Genomic DNA, 15,005 nt, shown 5'->3' on the forward strand with positions numbered 1-15,005 from the left:
TTCCTCCGCTAGCCGGGAAGATCAACATCCGCGTTTCATCATCGCAGGTGGAGGTCACTCCTGGATACCCCCGGCGACGATTTCGGCGACCTACGTCGCGACCACGGCGGCCAGCCACACTCCCGAGGCGATCAGGGCGCCGAGCAGTTCGATCAGCATCGACAGTCCGACGGCCTTGCAGGCGTGCCACGTCGACGCCCACGCCCGGTTGTGCGCACGCAGCCGGTACAGCTCGGCCACATACGTTCCGGCGATGAACCCGAGAAACAACCCCACCACGGGAACGACGAAGAACCCTACGATCCCGAGCAGACCACCGACGATCAGCGACACGTTGGGCACACCGGCGCTGCGCATCCGCTTACCCGGCCAGGTGTATTTGACGACTCCGCTGATCACGAGGAACAGCGCGGCGACCGCGAACACCGTCCACGCCGTCGCACCGCCGGTCATGATGGCCCACACCAGGATTGCCGCGAAGATGAGGATGGTGCCGGGCAGGATCGGGATGACGATCCCGACGAGCCCGACCGCGATGGCCAGGCCGACGAGAACCTCTGCGGCCGGACTCACGCGACGGGCTCGACGCGGGACGCCGCCTCCCGCGCACGGCTGCGCGCGGTCTCGACGTCCGGCCCCGTCGACACGGCGACGCCCATCCGCCTCCGCGCGAAGCTCTCCGGCTTGCCGAACAGCCGCAGGTCCGTCTCGGGGACGGCCATCGCGTCCGCGACGCCCTCGAAGCCGATCCCGGCGGCATCGAGTTTTCCGTAGATCACCGCGGACGCACCGGGTGTCGTGAGGGTGGTGTCGACGGGCAGGCCGAGGATCGCGCGGGCATGCAGATCGAACTCCGAGAGTCGTTGCGTCCGAAGGGTGACCAGACCCGTGTCGTGCGGGCGGGGGCTGACCTCCGAGAAGTACACGTCGTCGCCCTTCACGAACAATTCCACCCCGAAGATCCCGCGGCCGCCCAGCGCGGACGTCACCTTCTCGGCCACCTCGCGCGACCGGGCGAGCGCGGTGTCGCTCATCGGCTGCGGCTGCCACGACTCCACGTAGTCACCCGAATCCTGGAGGTGGCCGATCGGTTCGCAGAAGAACGTGCCCACCTCGCCGTCGCCGCCGATCGCGCGGACGGTGAGTTGAGTGATCTCGTAGTCGAAGTCGACGAACCCCTCCACGATGACGCGACCGTGGTTGACGCGGCCACCCGCGAGCGCGTACTCCCAGGCCTTCTCGACGTCGTCGGCGCCGCGCACGGTGGACTGCCCCTTGCCGGACGAAGACATCACCGGCTTGATCACGCAGGGAAAGCCGATGCGGTCGGTGGCCGCCCGCACCTCCGCGAGCGATTCGGCGAACTCGTACGGCGAGGTGGGCAGTCCCAGCTCCTCCGCGGCGAGGCGCCGGATCCCCTCGCGGTTCATGGTCAGCTGCGTGGCCCGCGCGGTGGGAACCACGACGGCGGCGCCCCGCTCCTCGACCGTGGCCAGCGCATCGGTGGCGATGGCCTCGATCTCGGGGACCACGAAATGCGGCTGCTCGGCGTCGACGAGCCGCAACAGCGCCTCCGGGTCGCTCATGTCGATCGTGTGCGCGCGGTGCGCCACCTGGTGACCCGGCGCGTTGTCGTAGCGGTCGACGGCGATCACCTCGACCCCCAGCCGCTGGAGGGCGATGATGACTTCCTTGCCCAGCTCACCCGACCCGAGCAGCATGACGCGGGTCGCGCCTGCCGTCAGAGGGGTGCCGAACCGTCCGGGTGCCTGTTCACGCATGGTCACAACTATATGCGGGCCTACTTCAGCAGCCGCGACATCCGGCGGTCGGCGAGCACCTTGCCTCCGGTCTGACACGTCGCGCAGTACTGAAAAGACTTCTCCGCGAACGACACTTCCCGGACGGTGTCACCGCAGACGGGGCAGGGCAGGCCGGTCCGGGCGTGGACGCGCATCCCGGATCGCTTCTCGCCCTTCAGCCGCGCCGCGTCCTGGCCGAGCGACCTTTCGACGGCGTCGGTGAGCACGGAACGCATCGCGTCGTACAGCACGTGCACTTGGTCTTCCGGCAGGGTCCGCGAAGTCGCGAACGGGGAAATCTTTGCGGTGTGCAGGATTTCGTCGGAGTAGGCGTTGCCCACGCCGGCGAGCAGCGACTGGTCGACGAGTGCGTTCTTGATCCGCGCCGACGTGGTGGACAGCAGCGCCGCGAATTCGGGTTCGGTGACGGCCAGGGCGTCGGGCCCGAGCCGCGCTATCCCTTCCACCTCCCGAGGGTCGTGCACCAGCCACACCGCGAGCCGCTTCTTCGTGCCCGCCTCGGTCAGGTCGAACGCGGGCGTCGCCCCCTCCGGGGTGAAGAAGTGCACCCGCAGCGCGAGCGGGCCCTTGCCCGGTTTCGGGGGCGCAACAGACGGATTGTCGGTCCAGCGCAGCCAGCCCCCACGCGAGAGGTGGGTGACGAGCCACAACCCGGAGCAGTCGAGTGCGAGGTGCTTGCCGAACCGGGCGGCACCCGTGACGTCGCGGCCCTGCAGGGCGGTGATCGGGGGGTCGAACGTCTTCAGCACACTCAGGGCCGCCACGTCCACCCGGCCGACGACCGCTCCCACGGCGTGTTTCCGCAGGAACTCGGCTAACGCCTCCACCTCGGGCAGCTCGGGCATGTTCCCAGGCTAACGGCATGTGAGTGGGAAAGTGTGCTCCTCCACACTTTCCCACTCACCTGCGGAGGAGGTAGGTGTCCATGATCCAGCCCTTGCGTTCGCGCAGTTCGGCGCGCACCCGCTGGATCTCGTCCTCGACGTCCCGGAGGCGGCCGGAGATCAGCACCTCGTCCGGGGTGCCCAGGTACGCGCCCCACCAGATCTGGACGTCGTCGCCGGGGACCTGCGTGAACGTGCAGTGGGCGTCGAGCATGACCACGGCATTGTCGACGCCGTCGGGCAGCCCCTCGGCCAGTCGCCTGCCGGTCGTGACGTGCACGGGTTCGCCGATCCGGTTGAGCACGATCCGGTGCTGCGCGGCCAGCGACTGCACGCTGGTGACGCCCGGGATCACCGAGTAGTCGAACGACACGTTGCCGCGGGCGAGCACCCGCTCGACGATCCGCAGTGTGCTGTCGTAGAGAGACGGGTCACCCCAGACGAGGATCGCCCCGACCCCCGGCTCGGACGCGAACTCGGCCTCGAACAGTGCCGCCCGCCGCTCGTGCCAGTCGTCGACGACACCTTCGTAGTCGGACGGCGCGCGGTCGCGGGGCGGATCGACGATGTCCACGACGCGGTACGGGCCGGTGACGTGCTCTTCGAGGATCGTGGTGCGGAGATCGACGAGGTCCTGCTTCTCGTCGCCCTTGCCGATGACGAAGAACACGTCGGCCTTGTTCATCGCCTTGATCGCCTGGACCGTCACCTGGTCGGGGTCGCCGGCGCCGATGCCGATCACGAAGAGTTCACGCATGTGGGGAGGCTATCGCCCGTGCGCCTTTCTGGTTGTTCCAGCTACCAAAAAGGCGCACGGGCGCGGAGCGCCTATGCTCGTACCGTGACATCTGTGCCGACCCCGTACGAAGACCTGCTCCGACTCGTCATGGACACGGGCACCCCGAAGGCCGACCGCACCGGGACCGGCACGAGGAGCGTCTTCGGTCATCAGATGCGCTGGAATCTCGCGGACGGGTTTCCGCTGGTCACCACGAAGAAGGTGCATCTCAAGTCGATCGTCTACGAACTGTTGTGGTTCCTGCGCGGCGACTCCAACGTGAAGTGGCTCCAGGACAACGGCGTCACGATCTGGGACGAATGGGCGGACGCGGACGGCGAACTGGGCCCGGTCTACGGCGTGCAGTGGCGGAGCTGGCCGACCCCGTCCGGCGAGCACATCGACCAGATCAGCCAGACCATCGAGACGCTGAAGTCGAACCCGGATTCGCGTCGCATCATCGTGTCGGCGTGGAACGTCGGCGACATCCCGCAGATGGCGCTGGCACCGTGCCACGCGTTCTTCCAGTTCTACGTAGCGGACGGCAAGCTGTCCTGCCAGCTGTACCAGCGCAGCGCCGACATGTTCCTGGGTGTGCCGTTCAACATCGCGAGCTACGCCCTCCTCACCCACATGGTGGCGCAGCAGGCGGGGCTCGAACCGGGCGACTTCATCTGGACAGGTGGTGACTGCCACATCTACGACAACCACGTCGACCAGGTCGCCGAGCAGTTGAGCCGGGAGCCGCTGCCGTATCCGACGCTGAAACTGAACAGGCGGGATTCGATCTTCGACTACACGTTCGAGGACGTGGAGATCGTCGACTACCGGCATCATCCCGCCATCAAGGCGCCGGTGGCCGTCTAGTGGCCCGGGAGGTCAAGCTGGTCTGGGCGCAGGGCTCCGGCGGCGTCATCGGCCGCGACAACACGATCCCCTGGCACGTCCCCGAGGACATGGCGTACTTCAAGAAGGTGACGCAGGGCCACCCCGTGATCATGGGCCGCAGGACGTGGGACTCGCTGCCCCCGCGATTCCGGCCCCTGCCGGGACGACGCAACATCGTGATCAGCCGTCAGCCCGACTGGGCCGCGGAGGGGGCGGAGTCCGCCGACGGCATCGCCTCGGCGCTCGCGCTCACCGACGAGGACGTCTGCGTCATCGGCGGCGGCCAGATCTACACGGCGGCAATGCCGTTCGCCACGCAGCTGCTGGTTTCCGAGATCGACGTGTCGATCGACGGCGACGCCTGGGCACCGCCGATCGACGACTCCTGGCACGCGCAGGACACCGGCGAGTGGCTCACGTCGGAGAAGAACGGCACCCGCTACCGATGGATCACCTACACGCGGGCGTGAGATCGAGGGCGTTCGTGGTCGGGTGACCCCACCGTTCGCCCCTTTGCCGCCGCACCGTTACCCCATTCGACGGGTGACGGTGCGCGCAGTGGTTCATACTCACCTCATGGACAAGAAGTCACTGACCGCCCTTGCCCGTCAGCAACTGAAGTTGGCAGGCGGGACGTCCAGCGGCCGCAGTTCGCAGACAGTGTACGGCGGGCATCGGCGCAGCCTCCGGCAAACCGTCGTCGCCCTGGCCGCGGGTCAGAAGATGGCCGAACACGAGAGCCCGGGCGAGGCCACCCTGTTCATTCTCAGCGGCAAACTGAACCTCGTGGCCGGTGAGGACTCGTGGAAGGGTTCCACCGGCGACCTGCTGGTCCTCCCGACCGATCGGCACAGCGTCGAGGCCATCGAGGACGTCGCCTTCCTGCTCACCGTCGCCATGTGACGGTCGTGCGCGATCGTCTCGAAGATTCCGTACGGAGCCTGAACCCGGGCTACTTCGCGATCGTCATGGCCAGCGGAATCATCTCGGTGGGCATGAAACTGGGCGGATTCGACGTGCTCTCGGTTCTGCTGCTGATCGTGTGCGGCACGGCCTACGTGACGCTGGTGGTCCTCACGATCTGGCGGATCGCGGCGTACCGCCGCGAGGTCGTCGAGGACCTGACCGACGCGCGCCGCGGATTCGGTTTCTTCACGTTCATCGCCGGGACCGACGTGTTCGGCGTGCGCCTGGCGATGGACGGCCATCACGCCGCCACCGCGGTGCTGCTCGCCGTGGCCGGGCTGACCTGGATCGTGCTCGGCTACGTCGTCCCGTGGACCGCCGTCCTGGGCACGTCCGAACGTCCGGTGGTGGCGCGCGCCAACGGAACCTGGTTCATCTGGGTGGTCGCCGCGCAATCGGTGGCCGTGGCGGCTGCGACCCTCGAACCGGTCTACGACGACGCCCGCCGGTTCCTGGCCGTGGTCGCCGTCTTCTCCTGGTCGGTCGGGGTGTGCCTGTACGGCGCGGCGGGGATCTTCGTCGCCGCGCGGATGTTGCTGTATCCGCTGCGGCCGCGCGACCTCACGGCGCCGTACTGGGTGGCGATGGGTGCGTGTGCGATCACCGTCCTCGCCGGCGCCCGCATCGTCGAGATGGAGGACGCGCCGATGGTGAACGCCACGCGCGGGCTCATCGGCGGGTTCGCGGTGGTGTTCTGGTCGTTCGCGACCTGGCTCATCCCCGTCCTGGTGGCTGCCGGATGGTGGCGTCACATCGCCAACAAGGTGCCGCTGCGCTACGACGCCACGGTGTGGAGCATCGTCTTCCCCCTCGGCATGTACGCGGTCGCCGGCATCTACCTGGGCCGGGCGGACCACATCCCGCTCGTCGGTATGGTCGGTAGTGCCGAACTGTGGTGTGCATTCACCGTGTGGTGCGTGGCGTTCGTCGTCATGGTGGTGCATCTCTGGCGGTCGGTGGTGCACGCCGGACCGGCAACAGTGGAGACGCAGGAGAGCGCATGACGGAAACCCCGCCCGTGATCGAGGTATCGGTGGCTGCGGCGCCGTCGGTCGTATGGCCTGCCCTGCGCGACCCGCAGTTGCTTCGGCGCTGGCACGGCTGGGACTGCGCCGGCCTGGACGACGAGATCAGGGAAATCTACTTCGGCGACGACGTGACGGAGGACGCCGGGACCTTCACCCTCACGCTCGGCGGCGCCGACCGGTTCAGCCTCCACGAGCGCGACGGCACGACGCTGGTGCGGATCACCCGGCCGCCGCGGGGCGGGGATCCCGCCGCCGACGCCTGGTACGACGACGTCACCGAGGGCTGGACCACGTTCCTGCAGTTCCTCAAGTTCGGCATCGAACGGCACGGACTCGACGAGCGTCGCACCCTCTTCCTCGAAGGACCGGTCGCGGACGGAGATTCGGCGCGGCACCTGCTCGGCCTCGACAAGGTCGCGGACCTGAAGGTGGGCGATCACTTCACCGCGGTCGCCGACACGGGTGATCTGCTGCACGGGGTGGTGTGCTTCGTCGGCGAGCATCAGACCGCGGTGAGCGTCGACGATCTCGGCCCCGGACTGTTGCAGTTCGGCGAGCAGCCCGTCAACGCGGCGCGCCCGAACGGCGGCGCGCAGATCCTGCTCGCGGTCTACGGCCTGGACGACGAGGAGTGGGCCGAACTCGAACAGCGCTGGACGGAGTGGTGGCAGGCCCGGCCGGGGGCCGAACCTGCCACCTGAGTTCTCGACTGGTCAGGCGAGCACGGTGCCCAGGGTGGGCCACCAGATCGTGCTCTTGACGACGTTCGGCCCCACCTGGTGGTTCAGCGAGCCGTACACGGCCGCGACGACGAGGCCGCTGCCGAGTCCGGCGACCGGGGCCGTGGACACGACCGTGGGAACCGCGACGTTGTTCTGGTCCAGCTTCACGATGCCGCTGGCGCCGGTGGCGAAGCTGTAGTAGACGACGTCGAGCTCGGCGCCGGCCTGGTCGTTCGCGATGACGCCCGGGCCGCCGAAGAAGCCGAAGCGGAACTGGTTGCTCATGTTGGTCGCCACACCCGCGCCGTACAGCTGTCCGAGAACGGGACCGCCCTGCCCGGTGTCGGAGTACGCGGGGACCTGGAAGATCTGGCCCGGCAGGGCGATGTTCGTCGCGGCCGTGTCGGTCGGCGACGCGGCGAGTCGCTCGATGGCGGCCTCGGCCTCGGGGTTTCCGGCGGCCACGGTGCGCAGCTTCGCGATCGCGGTCGCCGGGTCGACGACGGGAGCGGAATCTGCGGGCTGCGCCGACACGACACCGGTGAACATCATCGTCGCCGCCACTGCGGCGGTCAGACCTGCCGCGACCCGTCGTGCGAAGTGCCGTCGATTCATTCTTCTTCTCCCTCGTCACGTCAATGGGTAAGCATTAGTTCGGATGAGTAAACACTCGAGCTCTTATCGACGCCGTGCTTCGCGGTGTTACGCCGCCCCCAGACCTATGCTGCTGGCATGGGACCGGATGGTGGGCACGAGTCGAGGATCAGTGAGTTTCGGGAGGGGCTCGACGCCGTGGTCCCCACCCGCCGGAGCCTGCAGCGCCTGTTCGAGGCGGTCCTCGTCGTCGGGTCGGGGCTCGAGCTGGATTCCACCCTGCAGCGCATCGTCAATTCGGCCACGTCCCTGCTCGGCGCCCGCTACGGCGCGCTCGGTGTCCACGCCCCCGACGGCGGGCTCTCGGAGTTCGTGTACGAGGGCATCACGCCGGACGAGCGCGCCCGCATGGGCCACCTGCCCGAGGGCCGCGGACTGCTGGGACTACTGGTCCACGACCCCCGCCCGGTGCGCCTCGCCAACCTGGCCGATCATCCGGGGTCGATCGGCTTCCCGCCCAATCATCCGCCGATGAAGAGCTTCCTGGGAATGCCGATCATGATGCGGGGCAAAATTTTCGGAAGCATCTATCTCACCGAGAAACTCAGCGGACCCGAGTTCACCGACGAGGACGAGGTGATTCTGCGCGCGCTCGCCACCTCTGCCGGCGTGGCGGTGGAGAATGCCCGGCTGTTCGAGGAATCGCGAACGCGGGAGCGGTGGTTGACGGCCGTCGCGACAATCACCTCCCGGCTGATGGTCGGAGGTTCACTCGACGAAACGCTGCACATGCTCGCCGCCGAGGTGCGTGAACTGTCCAGCGGCGACGAGGTCTTCATCGTCGTCACGCTCGGCGAGGGCGCGGTGGTCGGGGCCGACAGCGCGATGCGGCCGCTGCGCAGCACCGTCCGAAGCGCCACCCAGGCCGAGCCGTTCGCCGAAGTGCTGCGCTCCCGCACCCCCGCCCTGCTGACGGGGATCGACGGTCTCGCACCGTTCTCCGCCGCGGCGGGCCGGGCCGCGGTGCTGCCGCTGTCGACCGCGTCGGGGGTCGGCGGGGTCCTGGTGGTCACGGCGCGCGGCACCACTGCGTGGGATCCCGACGAGGTCGCCCGACTCGAATCGGTAGCCGACCTCGCCGCCGTCGCGGTGGAGTTCTCCGATCAACAGAGCAAGCAACGTCTGCTGTCCGTGCTGGCCGACCGCGACCGGATCGCGCGCGACCTGCACGACAACGTGATTCAGCGATTGTTTGCCACAGGCATGAGCCTGCAGAGCACTCACGCGGTCGGGGACGTTCCGGACGGCGTGCGCTCCATCGTGGCCACCGCGGTCGAGCAACTCGATCGAACGGTGCGCGAGATCCGCACCACCATCTTCGATCTGCAGGCCACCGGCGTCGCCTCGGCGACCAGTCTGCGCCGCCGCCTTCTCGACGTGATCGGCGACCTCACCTCCCATTCGCCGGTCGCGCCCAACGTCCAGTTCACCGGCGCCATCGATACTCTCGTGCCGAGCCGCATCCACCCGCATGCGGAGGCGGTGTTGCGCGAAGCGCTGAGTAATGCCCTGCGGCACGCGCGGGCCACCACCATCGACATCTCGGTGGCCGCGGGGGACGACCTCACCGTCACGGTCGCTGACGACGGAATCGGGATCGCGGACGGCGCCCGGCGCAGTGGACTGGACAACCTCGACCGGCGGGCCGAACACTGCGGCGGCACCTGCACCGTCGATTCGGCGGACGGGGGAACCGTCGTCACCTGGCGGGTTCCGTTGGTGTGAAGAGAATTTCAGTGCTGCCGGCGTAACTCGGTGGCCAGCACCGCTGCCTGCGTGCGCCGCTGCATCCCCAGTTTCGACAACAGCCGCGACACGTAGTTCTTGATCGTCTTCTCGGCCAGGAACAGCCGCTCGGCGATCTCCCGGTTGGTGAGCCCCTCGCCGATCAAGTCGAAAACGGCGCGTTCCTGCTCGGACAGTTGCGCCAGCGGGTCGTCGCGGCGGGCGGACCTGATCCGGTTCATCAGCGCCGACGTCGCCCTGCTGTCGAGCAGCGAACCGCCCTCCCCCACCGTCCGCACGGCCGCCACCAGGTCGGTGCCGAGGATCTGCTTGAGGACGAATCCGGACGCCCCGGCCATGATGGCGTCGAACAGCGCCTCGTCGTCGGAATACGACGTCAGCATCAGGCACCGCAGTTCGGGCAGCGCGGCGCGCAGGTCCCGGCACAGCTCGACACCGTTGCCGTCCGGCAACCGGACGTCGAGCACGGCGACATCGGCGCCGCTGCCCGGGATCCGCGCCATCGCCTCACCGACCGATGCGGCCTCCCCGACCACGTCGAGGTCGGGCACGCTGCCGAGTAGATCGACCAGGCCTCGTCGCACGATCTCGTGGTCGTCGACGAGGAACACCCGCGTGGTCATGTGTGCACCTCCACCGTCTACTCCTCGAACCGTACCGCGCAGGCTAGTTCTCCGGCCGGACGATCATCACCGGGCAGTCCGCGGTGTGGAGCAGTGCGTTGCTGGTGGAGCCGAGCAGCATTCCCTTGAAACCACCCCGGCCGCGGCTGCCGACGACGATCAGCTGTGCCTTCTCGGCGAATTCGCTGAGCACCCGCACGGGGCGGTCGCGCGCGACGACGCGTTCGACGGTCACGTCCGGATACCGCTCCTGGTACCCGGCGAGACGCTCCGACAGAACCACTTCCTCACCCGTCTGGATGCTGCTCCACAACGGATCGTCCGGGCTGGCGCCGAGCGACGGCTGCACACTCACATCGCTCCACACGTTGACCGCGACCAGGCTCGCGCCACGGGCGGCGGCCTGCTCGAAGGCCACTTCCAACGCCGCCCTGCTGCTCTCCGAACCGTCGACGCCGACCACGATCGGCCCCTCGGTCGGCGGCTGCCCGTCCAGGGTGCGCCCCCGCACGACCACCAGCGGGCAGTGGCCGTGCGCGGCGACCGCGGACGTCGTGGAACCGATCAGCAGGCCGGTGAACTCGCCGTGCCCGCGCGAGCCGAGCACCACCATGTGCGCGTTCGCGGACAGTTCGATGAGGGTCTGACTCACCTTGGCCTCGAACTGCTCGGTGGTGATGTCGAGCGGCTCGTCCACCGTCTGTTTCGCGTGGACCCGCGCACTGCCCAGCCGGGCCTTCGCCGTGTCCTCGAGTTCTTCCTTGAAGCTCTCGGCCAGGTACGGCTCGGTGTAATAGAAAGCAGGAATGTGTACCACTGTCACGATGTGCAGCGGGAGCGACAGTGCGGCGGCGGCCCGGGCGGCCCACGCCACGGCGGCCGACGCCGACTCGGATCCGTCCACACCCACGACGATCGGCTTGATTCCGGTCATGGTCACCTTTCCTGATTCTTTCCGGCTGGGCACTGCTGAGGTGTGCGGTGCTACCCGCAGATCTTGCGGAGCTTCTCGACCAACGCGACCCGGCCCGCACGATCCGCGGCGAGCGGTGTGACGGTGAGCGTGGTGACCCCGGACTCGGCGAACGCAGCCACGCGCTCCGCGACGTAGCTCTCCGGACCGATCAGCGACACGGCCCGCACCAGGTCGTCAGGCACGGCGGCGGCGGCCTCGTCCTTCTTGCCCGACAGGTAGAGGTCCTGGATGGTCTCGGCTTCCTTCTCGTAGCCGTAGCGGACTGCGAGGTCGTTGTAGAAGTTCTTGCCCTTCGCGCCCATGCCGCCGATGTACAGGGCCAGACCGGGGCGGACCCAGTCCAGCATGTGGTCGACGTCGTCGCCGATGGCGAGGGCGGGCGACGCGAAGACCTGCAGGTCGCCGAGGCTCGGGTCGCGCTTCGCCTTGCCCTTGGCCAGCGGCTCGCCCCACACGCTCGCGGCCTTCTCCGGGTGGTAGAAGATGGGTTCCCAGCCTTCGGCGATCTCGGCGGTCAACTCCACGTTCTTCGGTCCGAGCGACGCGATGACGATCGGGATGCGATCACGCACAGGGTGGTTGATGATCTTCAGCGGTTTGCCCAGCCCGGTGCCCTTCTCGGCGGGCAGCGGAATCTGGTAGTACTTGCCCTGGAACTCGACCTTCTCGCGGCGCCACACCTTGCGGCAGATTTCGACGACCTCGCGGGTGCGTCCGAGCGGGGCGTCGTACTTGACGCCGTGGAAACCCTCGATCACCTGCGGGCCGGAGGCGCCGAGCCCCATCACGAAGCGTCCGTCCGACACGAAGTCGAGGCCGGCGGCCGTCATCGCCGTCAGGCTCGGCGTGCGGGTGTAGATCTGGAAGATGCCCGAAGCGAGTTCCAGGGTGGTGGTCTTGGCGGCGAGGTAGCCGATCTGGCTCACGGCGTCGAACGAGTAGGCCTCGGGCACGAACGCGATGTCGAGCCCGGCTTTCTCCAGGTCGGCGACCTCGTCGACCGTCTCGGCGAAACCGCCGCTGTAGTTCAAGCCCATACCTATGCGCACGTCGTTCCCCAATCCTGGCGGTAGCTGCAACCTGTTCCTGCTTCGATCCAGAACACTACTGCGCGCAAGCGCCTCAAGGGCGTGCAGGCCTCACGACGACGACCGGGCACTGTGCACCACCGACCAGGCTGTTGCTGGTCGAACCGAGCAGCATCCCCTTGAACCCTCCGCGACCCCGGCTGCCGACGACCAGCAGTTGCGCCTTCTTCGACCAGTCGAGCAACCGCGCCCGCGGATTGTCGATGTACACCTCACGGGTGACCTGCACGTCGGGGTATTTCTCCTGCCAGCCTGCGAGGCTCTCGGCGAGGACGGCGCGTTCGTCCTCCTCGAGTCCCTGCGGCACGAGGGCGGCGGCCCTCGGGTCCTCGAACGCCTTCGACCCGAGGTCGCTCCACACGTGGACGGCCACCAGCGGAGCGTTCCGCATCGACGCCTCCTGGAAGGCCACCGAGATCGCCCGCTCACTGGTGGCGCTGCCGTCGACGCCGACCACGACGGGCCCGTCGGCGTGGGTGTCGCCGCGAACGACGACGACCGGGCAGTGCGCGTGGCTGGTGACGTTGATCGCCGTGTTCCCGAGCAGCGCGGTGGCCGCCGCCCCGGCCCCGGACGCGCCGACCACCACGATCCGGGCGTTCTCGGACAGGTCGACGAGCCACTGAGCACTGCTGCCGATCGACAGTTCGGTGCAGACCTCGATGATGGGATTGACGGCGAATGCCTGCTCCTGCGCCTCGGCGAGAATCGCCTTGCCGCTCGCCTCGACCCACTCGTACACGCCGCCCGAATCCATGTACGGGCCGCCGAACCCGTACGGAGCGAAGTCGAGTGCGTGGATGATCTTCAGGTTAAGTCCACGTTCGGTGGCGAGTTCGGCAGCCATCCGGACAGCGGACTTCGAGCTGTCCGATCCGTCCGCGCCGACGACGACGCTGTTGCGGTCCCGTGTGCTCATGGCTTCACACTATCCCCGGCCGCGTTTTCGCGTCTGCCGCCCTTCGCCTTTCGGCTCGGGACCAAAGTCCCCATCAACTCGGGCTCTCCGACCGTAGCCGCAGCGGCCGAATTCGGCGATGATGAGAAGTGGAGTAGTGCGCCCTAAGCGAATCCGACTGCGCCGCTGCTCTTTTCGAAGCAGCCGACCCCGAGCGATGTCGGTCACAAATTTGGTATTTCAGATGAGAATTAAAGTACGTTCGGGTCATGCAACTCACACAGTTCACCGACCTCGGACTGCGGGTGGTCATGCGACTGGCCGTGGCCGGAGACGGCGAACGACCGGGTAGCCGGGCGATCGCCGAGGAACTGTCGGTGTCGTACACCCACGCCGCCAAGGTGATCACCCGGCTCGGCGAACTCGGCATCGTCGACGCGCGCCGCGGACGCGCCGGCGGCCTGGCCATCACCGAACTCGGGCGCACCGCGTCCGTCGGCTGGCTCGCCCGCCGACTCGAAGGCGACGCGGAGGTCGTCGACTGCGACGGCGCCCAGCCCTGCCCGCTGCGGTCCAACTGCCTGCTGCGGTCGGCGCTCCGGCGCGCGCAGGACGCGTTCTTCACGTCGCTGGACGCTCTCACCGTCGAAGACCTCACCCGTACCCCCACCGGAACCGTCCTGCTCGCCCTCCCGCGGGTGGCCGCCACAACTTCCCAGATTTCTCGAACGATCGGAGACTGACATGCTCTCGCCCACCTCGACCGACGTCATCCGCGCCACCCTGCCCGTGGTCGGCGCCGCCATCTCGGACATCACGACGCTGTTCTACCGCAAGTTGTTCGACGCGCATCCCGAACTCGAACGAGACCTGTTCAACCGCGGGAACCAGAAGCAGGGCGAACAGCAGAAGGCACTGGCCGGGGCCATCGCCGCGTTCGCCGCCCTCCAACTCGAGCCCGATCAGGCGCGCGTCGATCTCATCCTGTCGCGGATCGCCAACAAGCACGCCTCGCTGGGGATCGAACCCTCGCAGTACGCGATCGTGCACACCCACCTGTTCGCGGCCATCGTCGAGGTCCTCGGCGACGCCGTCACTCCCGAGGTCGCTGCCGCCTGGGACGAGGTGTACTGGCTGATGGCGGAGACCCTGATCGCGATGGAGGCCGGACTGTACGCCTCGGCGGGCGTCGCGGTCGGCGACGTGTGGCGCGAGGTGCGGGTCCGCGAGCGTCGGCACGAGTCCGCGGACACGGTGTCGTTCGTGTTCACCTCCGTCGACGGCTCACCGCTTCCGTCGTTCGCTCCGGGGCAGTACCTCTCCGTCGCGGTTCACCTGCCGGACGGCGCACGCCAGATCCGCCAGTACAGCCTGTCCTCGGCCCCGTCGCGCGGCGACTGGAGGATCTCGGTGAAGCGCGCCGGTGAGGTGTCGAACTTCCTGTACCACAACGTCTTCGAAGACGACCTCCTGACGGTGTCGACGCCGTTCGGCGATCTCGTCCTGCAGGACGACGACGCACCGCTGCTCCTCGTGTCCGCGGGCATCGGGTGCACGCCGATGATCGGGATGCTCAGCCACCTCGCCGACACCGACGACAGCCGCCCGATCTCGGTGCTCCACGCCGACCGGTCGGCCAGCAGTCACGCGCACCGCGCGGAGCTCACCGAACTGGTGGAACGTCTGCCGTTCGCGGTGATGCACCGCTGGTACGAAGACCTGGGCGCCCGACGTCCCGAGGGCGGCCTGCGGGAGGGACGCGCCGACCTCGGCGAGGTCACGATCGCCCCCGGCACCCGCGCCTACCTGTGCGGCCCGCTGCCGTTCATGCTCGGAATACGCGAAGCCCTCCTCGCGAAGGACGTGCCCGCCGAGAACATCCACTACGAGGTGTTCGGACCCGACAGCTGGTCGGCCACCGTGTGAGAGCC

Annotated in this window: 17 protein-coding genes; 8 read left to right on the plus strand and 9 right to left on the minus strand. The window is 68.2% G+C overall.

The window, feature by feature from the left end; all coding sequences use genetic code 11:
• Nucleotides 1-90 precede the first annotated feature (90 nt).
• Genes ROP_RS09730 through cobF form a run of 4 tightly spaced genes read right to left on the minus strand, consistent with a single transcriptional unit; the run spans nt 91 to nt 3,464 of the window.
• Nucleotides 91-573 carry a DUF456 domain-containing protein gene (locus ROP_RS09730; protein ID WP_012689161.1) on the minus strand — a complete coding sequence of 161 codons (483 nt, stop codon included), beginning with the start codon at nt 571-573 and terminating at the stop codon, nt 91-93.
• Complete coding sequence (purT, locus tag ROP_RS09735) at nt 570-1,781, minus strand: formate-dependent phosphoribosylglycinamide formyltransferase (RefSeq protein ID WP_012689162.1); 1,212 nt, start codon at nt 1,779-1,781, stop codon at nt 570-572. Before purT ends, ROP_RS09730 begins: the two co-directional genes overlap by 4 nt.
• 20 nt (nt 1,782-1,801) lie before the next feature.
• Nucleotides 1,802-2,668 (minus strand): Fpg/Nei family DNA glycosylase, encoded by an 867-nt coding sequence (locus ROP_RS09740; RefSeq protein ID WP_012689163.1) that lies wholly within the window; start codon nt 2,666-2,668, stop codon nt 1,802-1,804.
• A gap of 55 nt (nt 2,669-2,723) precedes the next feature.
• A complete protein-coding gene (cobF, locus tag ROP_RS09745) occupies nt 2,724-3,464 on the minus strand; it encodes a precorrin-6A synthase (deacetylating) (RefSeq protein ID WP_012689164.1) in 741 nt (246 codons plus the stop codon).
• Nucleotides 3,465-3,593: 129 nt separating this feature from the next.
• Here cobF and ROP_RS09750 point away from each other — a divergent pair, with 129 nt between their 5' ends.
• From ROP_RS09750 to ROP_RS09770, 5 genes are all read left to right on the plus strand, one after another.
• Nucleotides 3,594-4,352 carry a thymidylate synthase gene (locus ROP_RS09750; protein ID WP_050785194.1) on the plus strand — a complete coding sequence of 253 codons (759 nt, stop codon included), beginning with the start codon at nt 3,594-3,596 and terminating at the stop codon, nt 4,350-4,352.
• Nucleotides 4,352-4,843, plus strand: coding sequence for a dihydrofolate reductase (locus tag ROP_RS09755; RefSeq protein ID WP_012689166.1), 492 nt, complete (start codon nt 4,352-4,354; stop codon nt 4,841-4,843). The genes ROP_RS09750 and ROP_RS09755 overlap by 1 nt, the downstream gene beginning before the upstream one ends.
• A 106-nt stretch (nt 4,844-4,949) precedes the next feature.
• The gene (locus tag ROP_RS09760) at nt 4,950-5,276 is read left to right on the plus strand and encodes a cupin domain-containing protein (protein ID WP_012689167.1); all 327 of its coding nucleotides are present in this window, start codon (nt 4,950-4,952) and stop codon (nt 5,274-5,276) included.
• Nucleotides 5,273-6,343 (plus strand): tellurite resistance/C4-dicarboxylate transporter family protein, encoded by a 1,071-nt coding sequence (locus ROP_RS09765; RefSeq protein WP_012689168.1) that lies wholly within the window; start codon nt 5,273-5,275, stop codon nt 6,341-6,343. Before ROP_RS09760 ends, ROP_RS09765 begins: the two co-directional genes overlap by 4 nt.
• Entirely contained in the window at nt 6,340-7,068 is a 729-nt protein-coding gene (locus ROP_RS09770; RefSeq protein WP_012689169.1) for an SRPBCC family protein, read from the plus strand. The genes ROP_RS09765 and ROP_RS09770 overlap by 4 nt, the downstream gene beginning before the upstream one ends.
• A gap of 12 nt (nt 7,069-7,080) precedes the next feature.
• Here ROP_RS09770 and ROP_RS09775 read toward each other — a convergent pair whose 3' ends face one another.
• Entirely contained in the window at nt 7,081-7,704 is a 624-nt protein-coding gene (locus ROP_RS09775; protein WP_012689170.1) for a hypothetical protein, read from the minus strand.
• 117 nt (nt 7,705-7,821) lie between these two features.
• Between ROP_RS09775 and ROP_RS09780 the strand changes: the two genes are divergently transcribed.
• On the plus strand, nt 7,822-9,468 hold the full coding sequence (locus ROP_RS09780) for a sensor histidine kinase (RefSeq protein ID WP_043824509.1): 1,647 nt from the start codon (nt 7,822-7,824) through the stop codon (nt 9,466-9,468).
• Nucleotides 9,469-9,476: 8 nt separating this feature from the next.
• On the opposite strand, the gene ROP_RS09785 is transcribed toward ROP_RS09780, so the two are convergent.
• The 4 genes from ROP_RS09785 to ROP_RS09800 all read right to left on the minus strand — a co-directional run bounded on the left by ROP_RS09785 (nt 9,477) and on the right by ROP_RS09800 (nt 13,095).
• Nucleotides 9,477-10,112 (minus strand): response regulator, encoded by a 636-nt coding sequence (locus tag ROP_RS09785; RefSeq protein WP_012689172.1) that lies wholly within the window; start codon nt 10,110-10,112, stop codon nt 9,477-9,479.
• 43 nt (nt 10,113-10,155) lie between these two features.
• Nucleotides 10,156-11,046, minus strand: coding sequence for a universal stress protein (locus ROP_RS09790; protein ID WP_012689173.1), 891 nt, complete (start codon nt 11,044-11,046; stop codon nt 10,156-10,158).
• A gap of 50 nt (nt 11,047-11,096) precedes the next feature.
• Entirely contained in the window at nt 11,097-12,137 is a 1,041-nt protein-coding gene (locus ROP_RS09795; protein ID WP_012689174.1) for an LLM class F420-dependent oxidoreductase, read from the minus strand.
• A 73-nt stretch (nt 12,138-12,210) separates the two neighbouring features.
• Nucleotides 12,211-13,095, minus strand: a complete 885-nt coding sequence (locus ROP_RS09800; protein ID WP_012689175.1) for a universal stress protein — start codon at nt 13,093-13,095, stop codon at nt 12,211-12,213.
• A gap of 248 nt (nt 13,096-13,343) precedes the next feature.
• On the opposite strand from ROP_RS09800, the gene ROP_RS09805 reads away from it, so the two are divergent.
• Together ROP_RS09805 and ROP_RS09810 are read left to right on the plus strand one after the other, a co-directional pair.
• Nucleotides 13,344-13,817 (plus strand): RrF2 family transcriptional regulator, encoded by a 474-nt coding sequence (locus ROP_RS09805; protein WP_012689176.1) that lies wholly within the window; start codon nt 13,344-13,346, stop codon nt 13,815-13,817.
• Between the two features lies 1 nt (nt 13,818).
• Nucleotides 13,819-15,000 (plus strand): globin domain-containing protein, encoded by a 1,182-nt coding sequence (locus ROP_RS09810; RefSeq protein ID WP_012689177.1) that lies wholly within the window; start codon nt 13,819-13,821, stop codon nt 14,998-15,000.
• Nucleotides 15,001-15,005: the final 5 nt, after the last annotated feature.

It is taken from the genome of Rhodococcus opacus B4 (assembly GCF_000010805.1).
GTDB lineage: Bacteria > Actinomycetota > Actinomycetes > Mycobacteriales > Mycobacteriaceae > Rhodococcus_F > Rhodococcus_F opacus_C.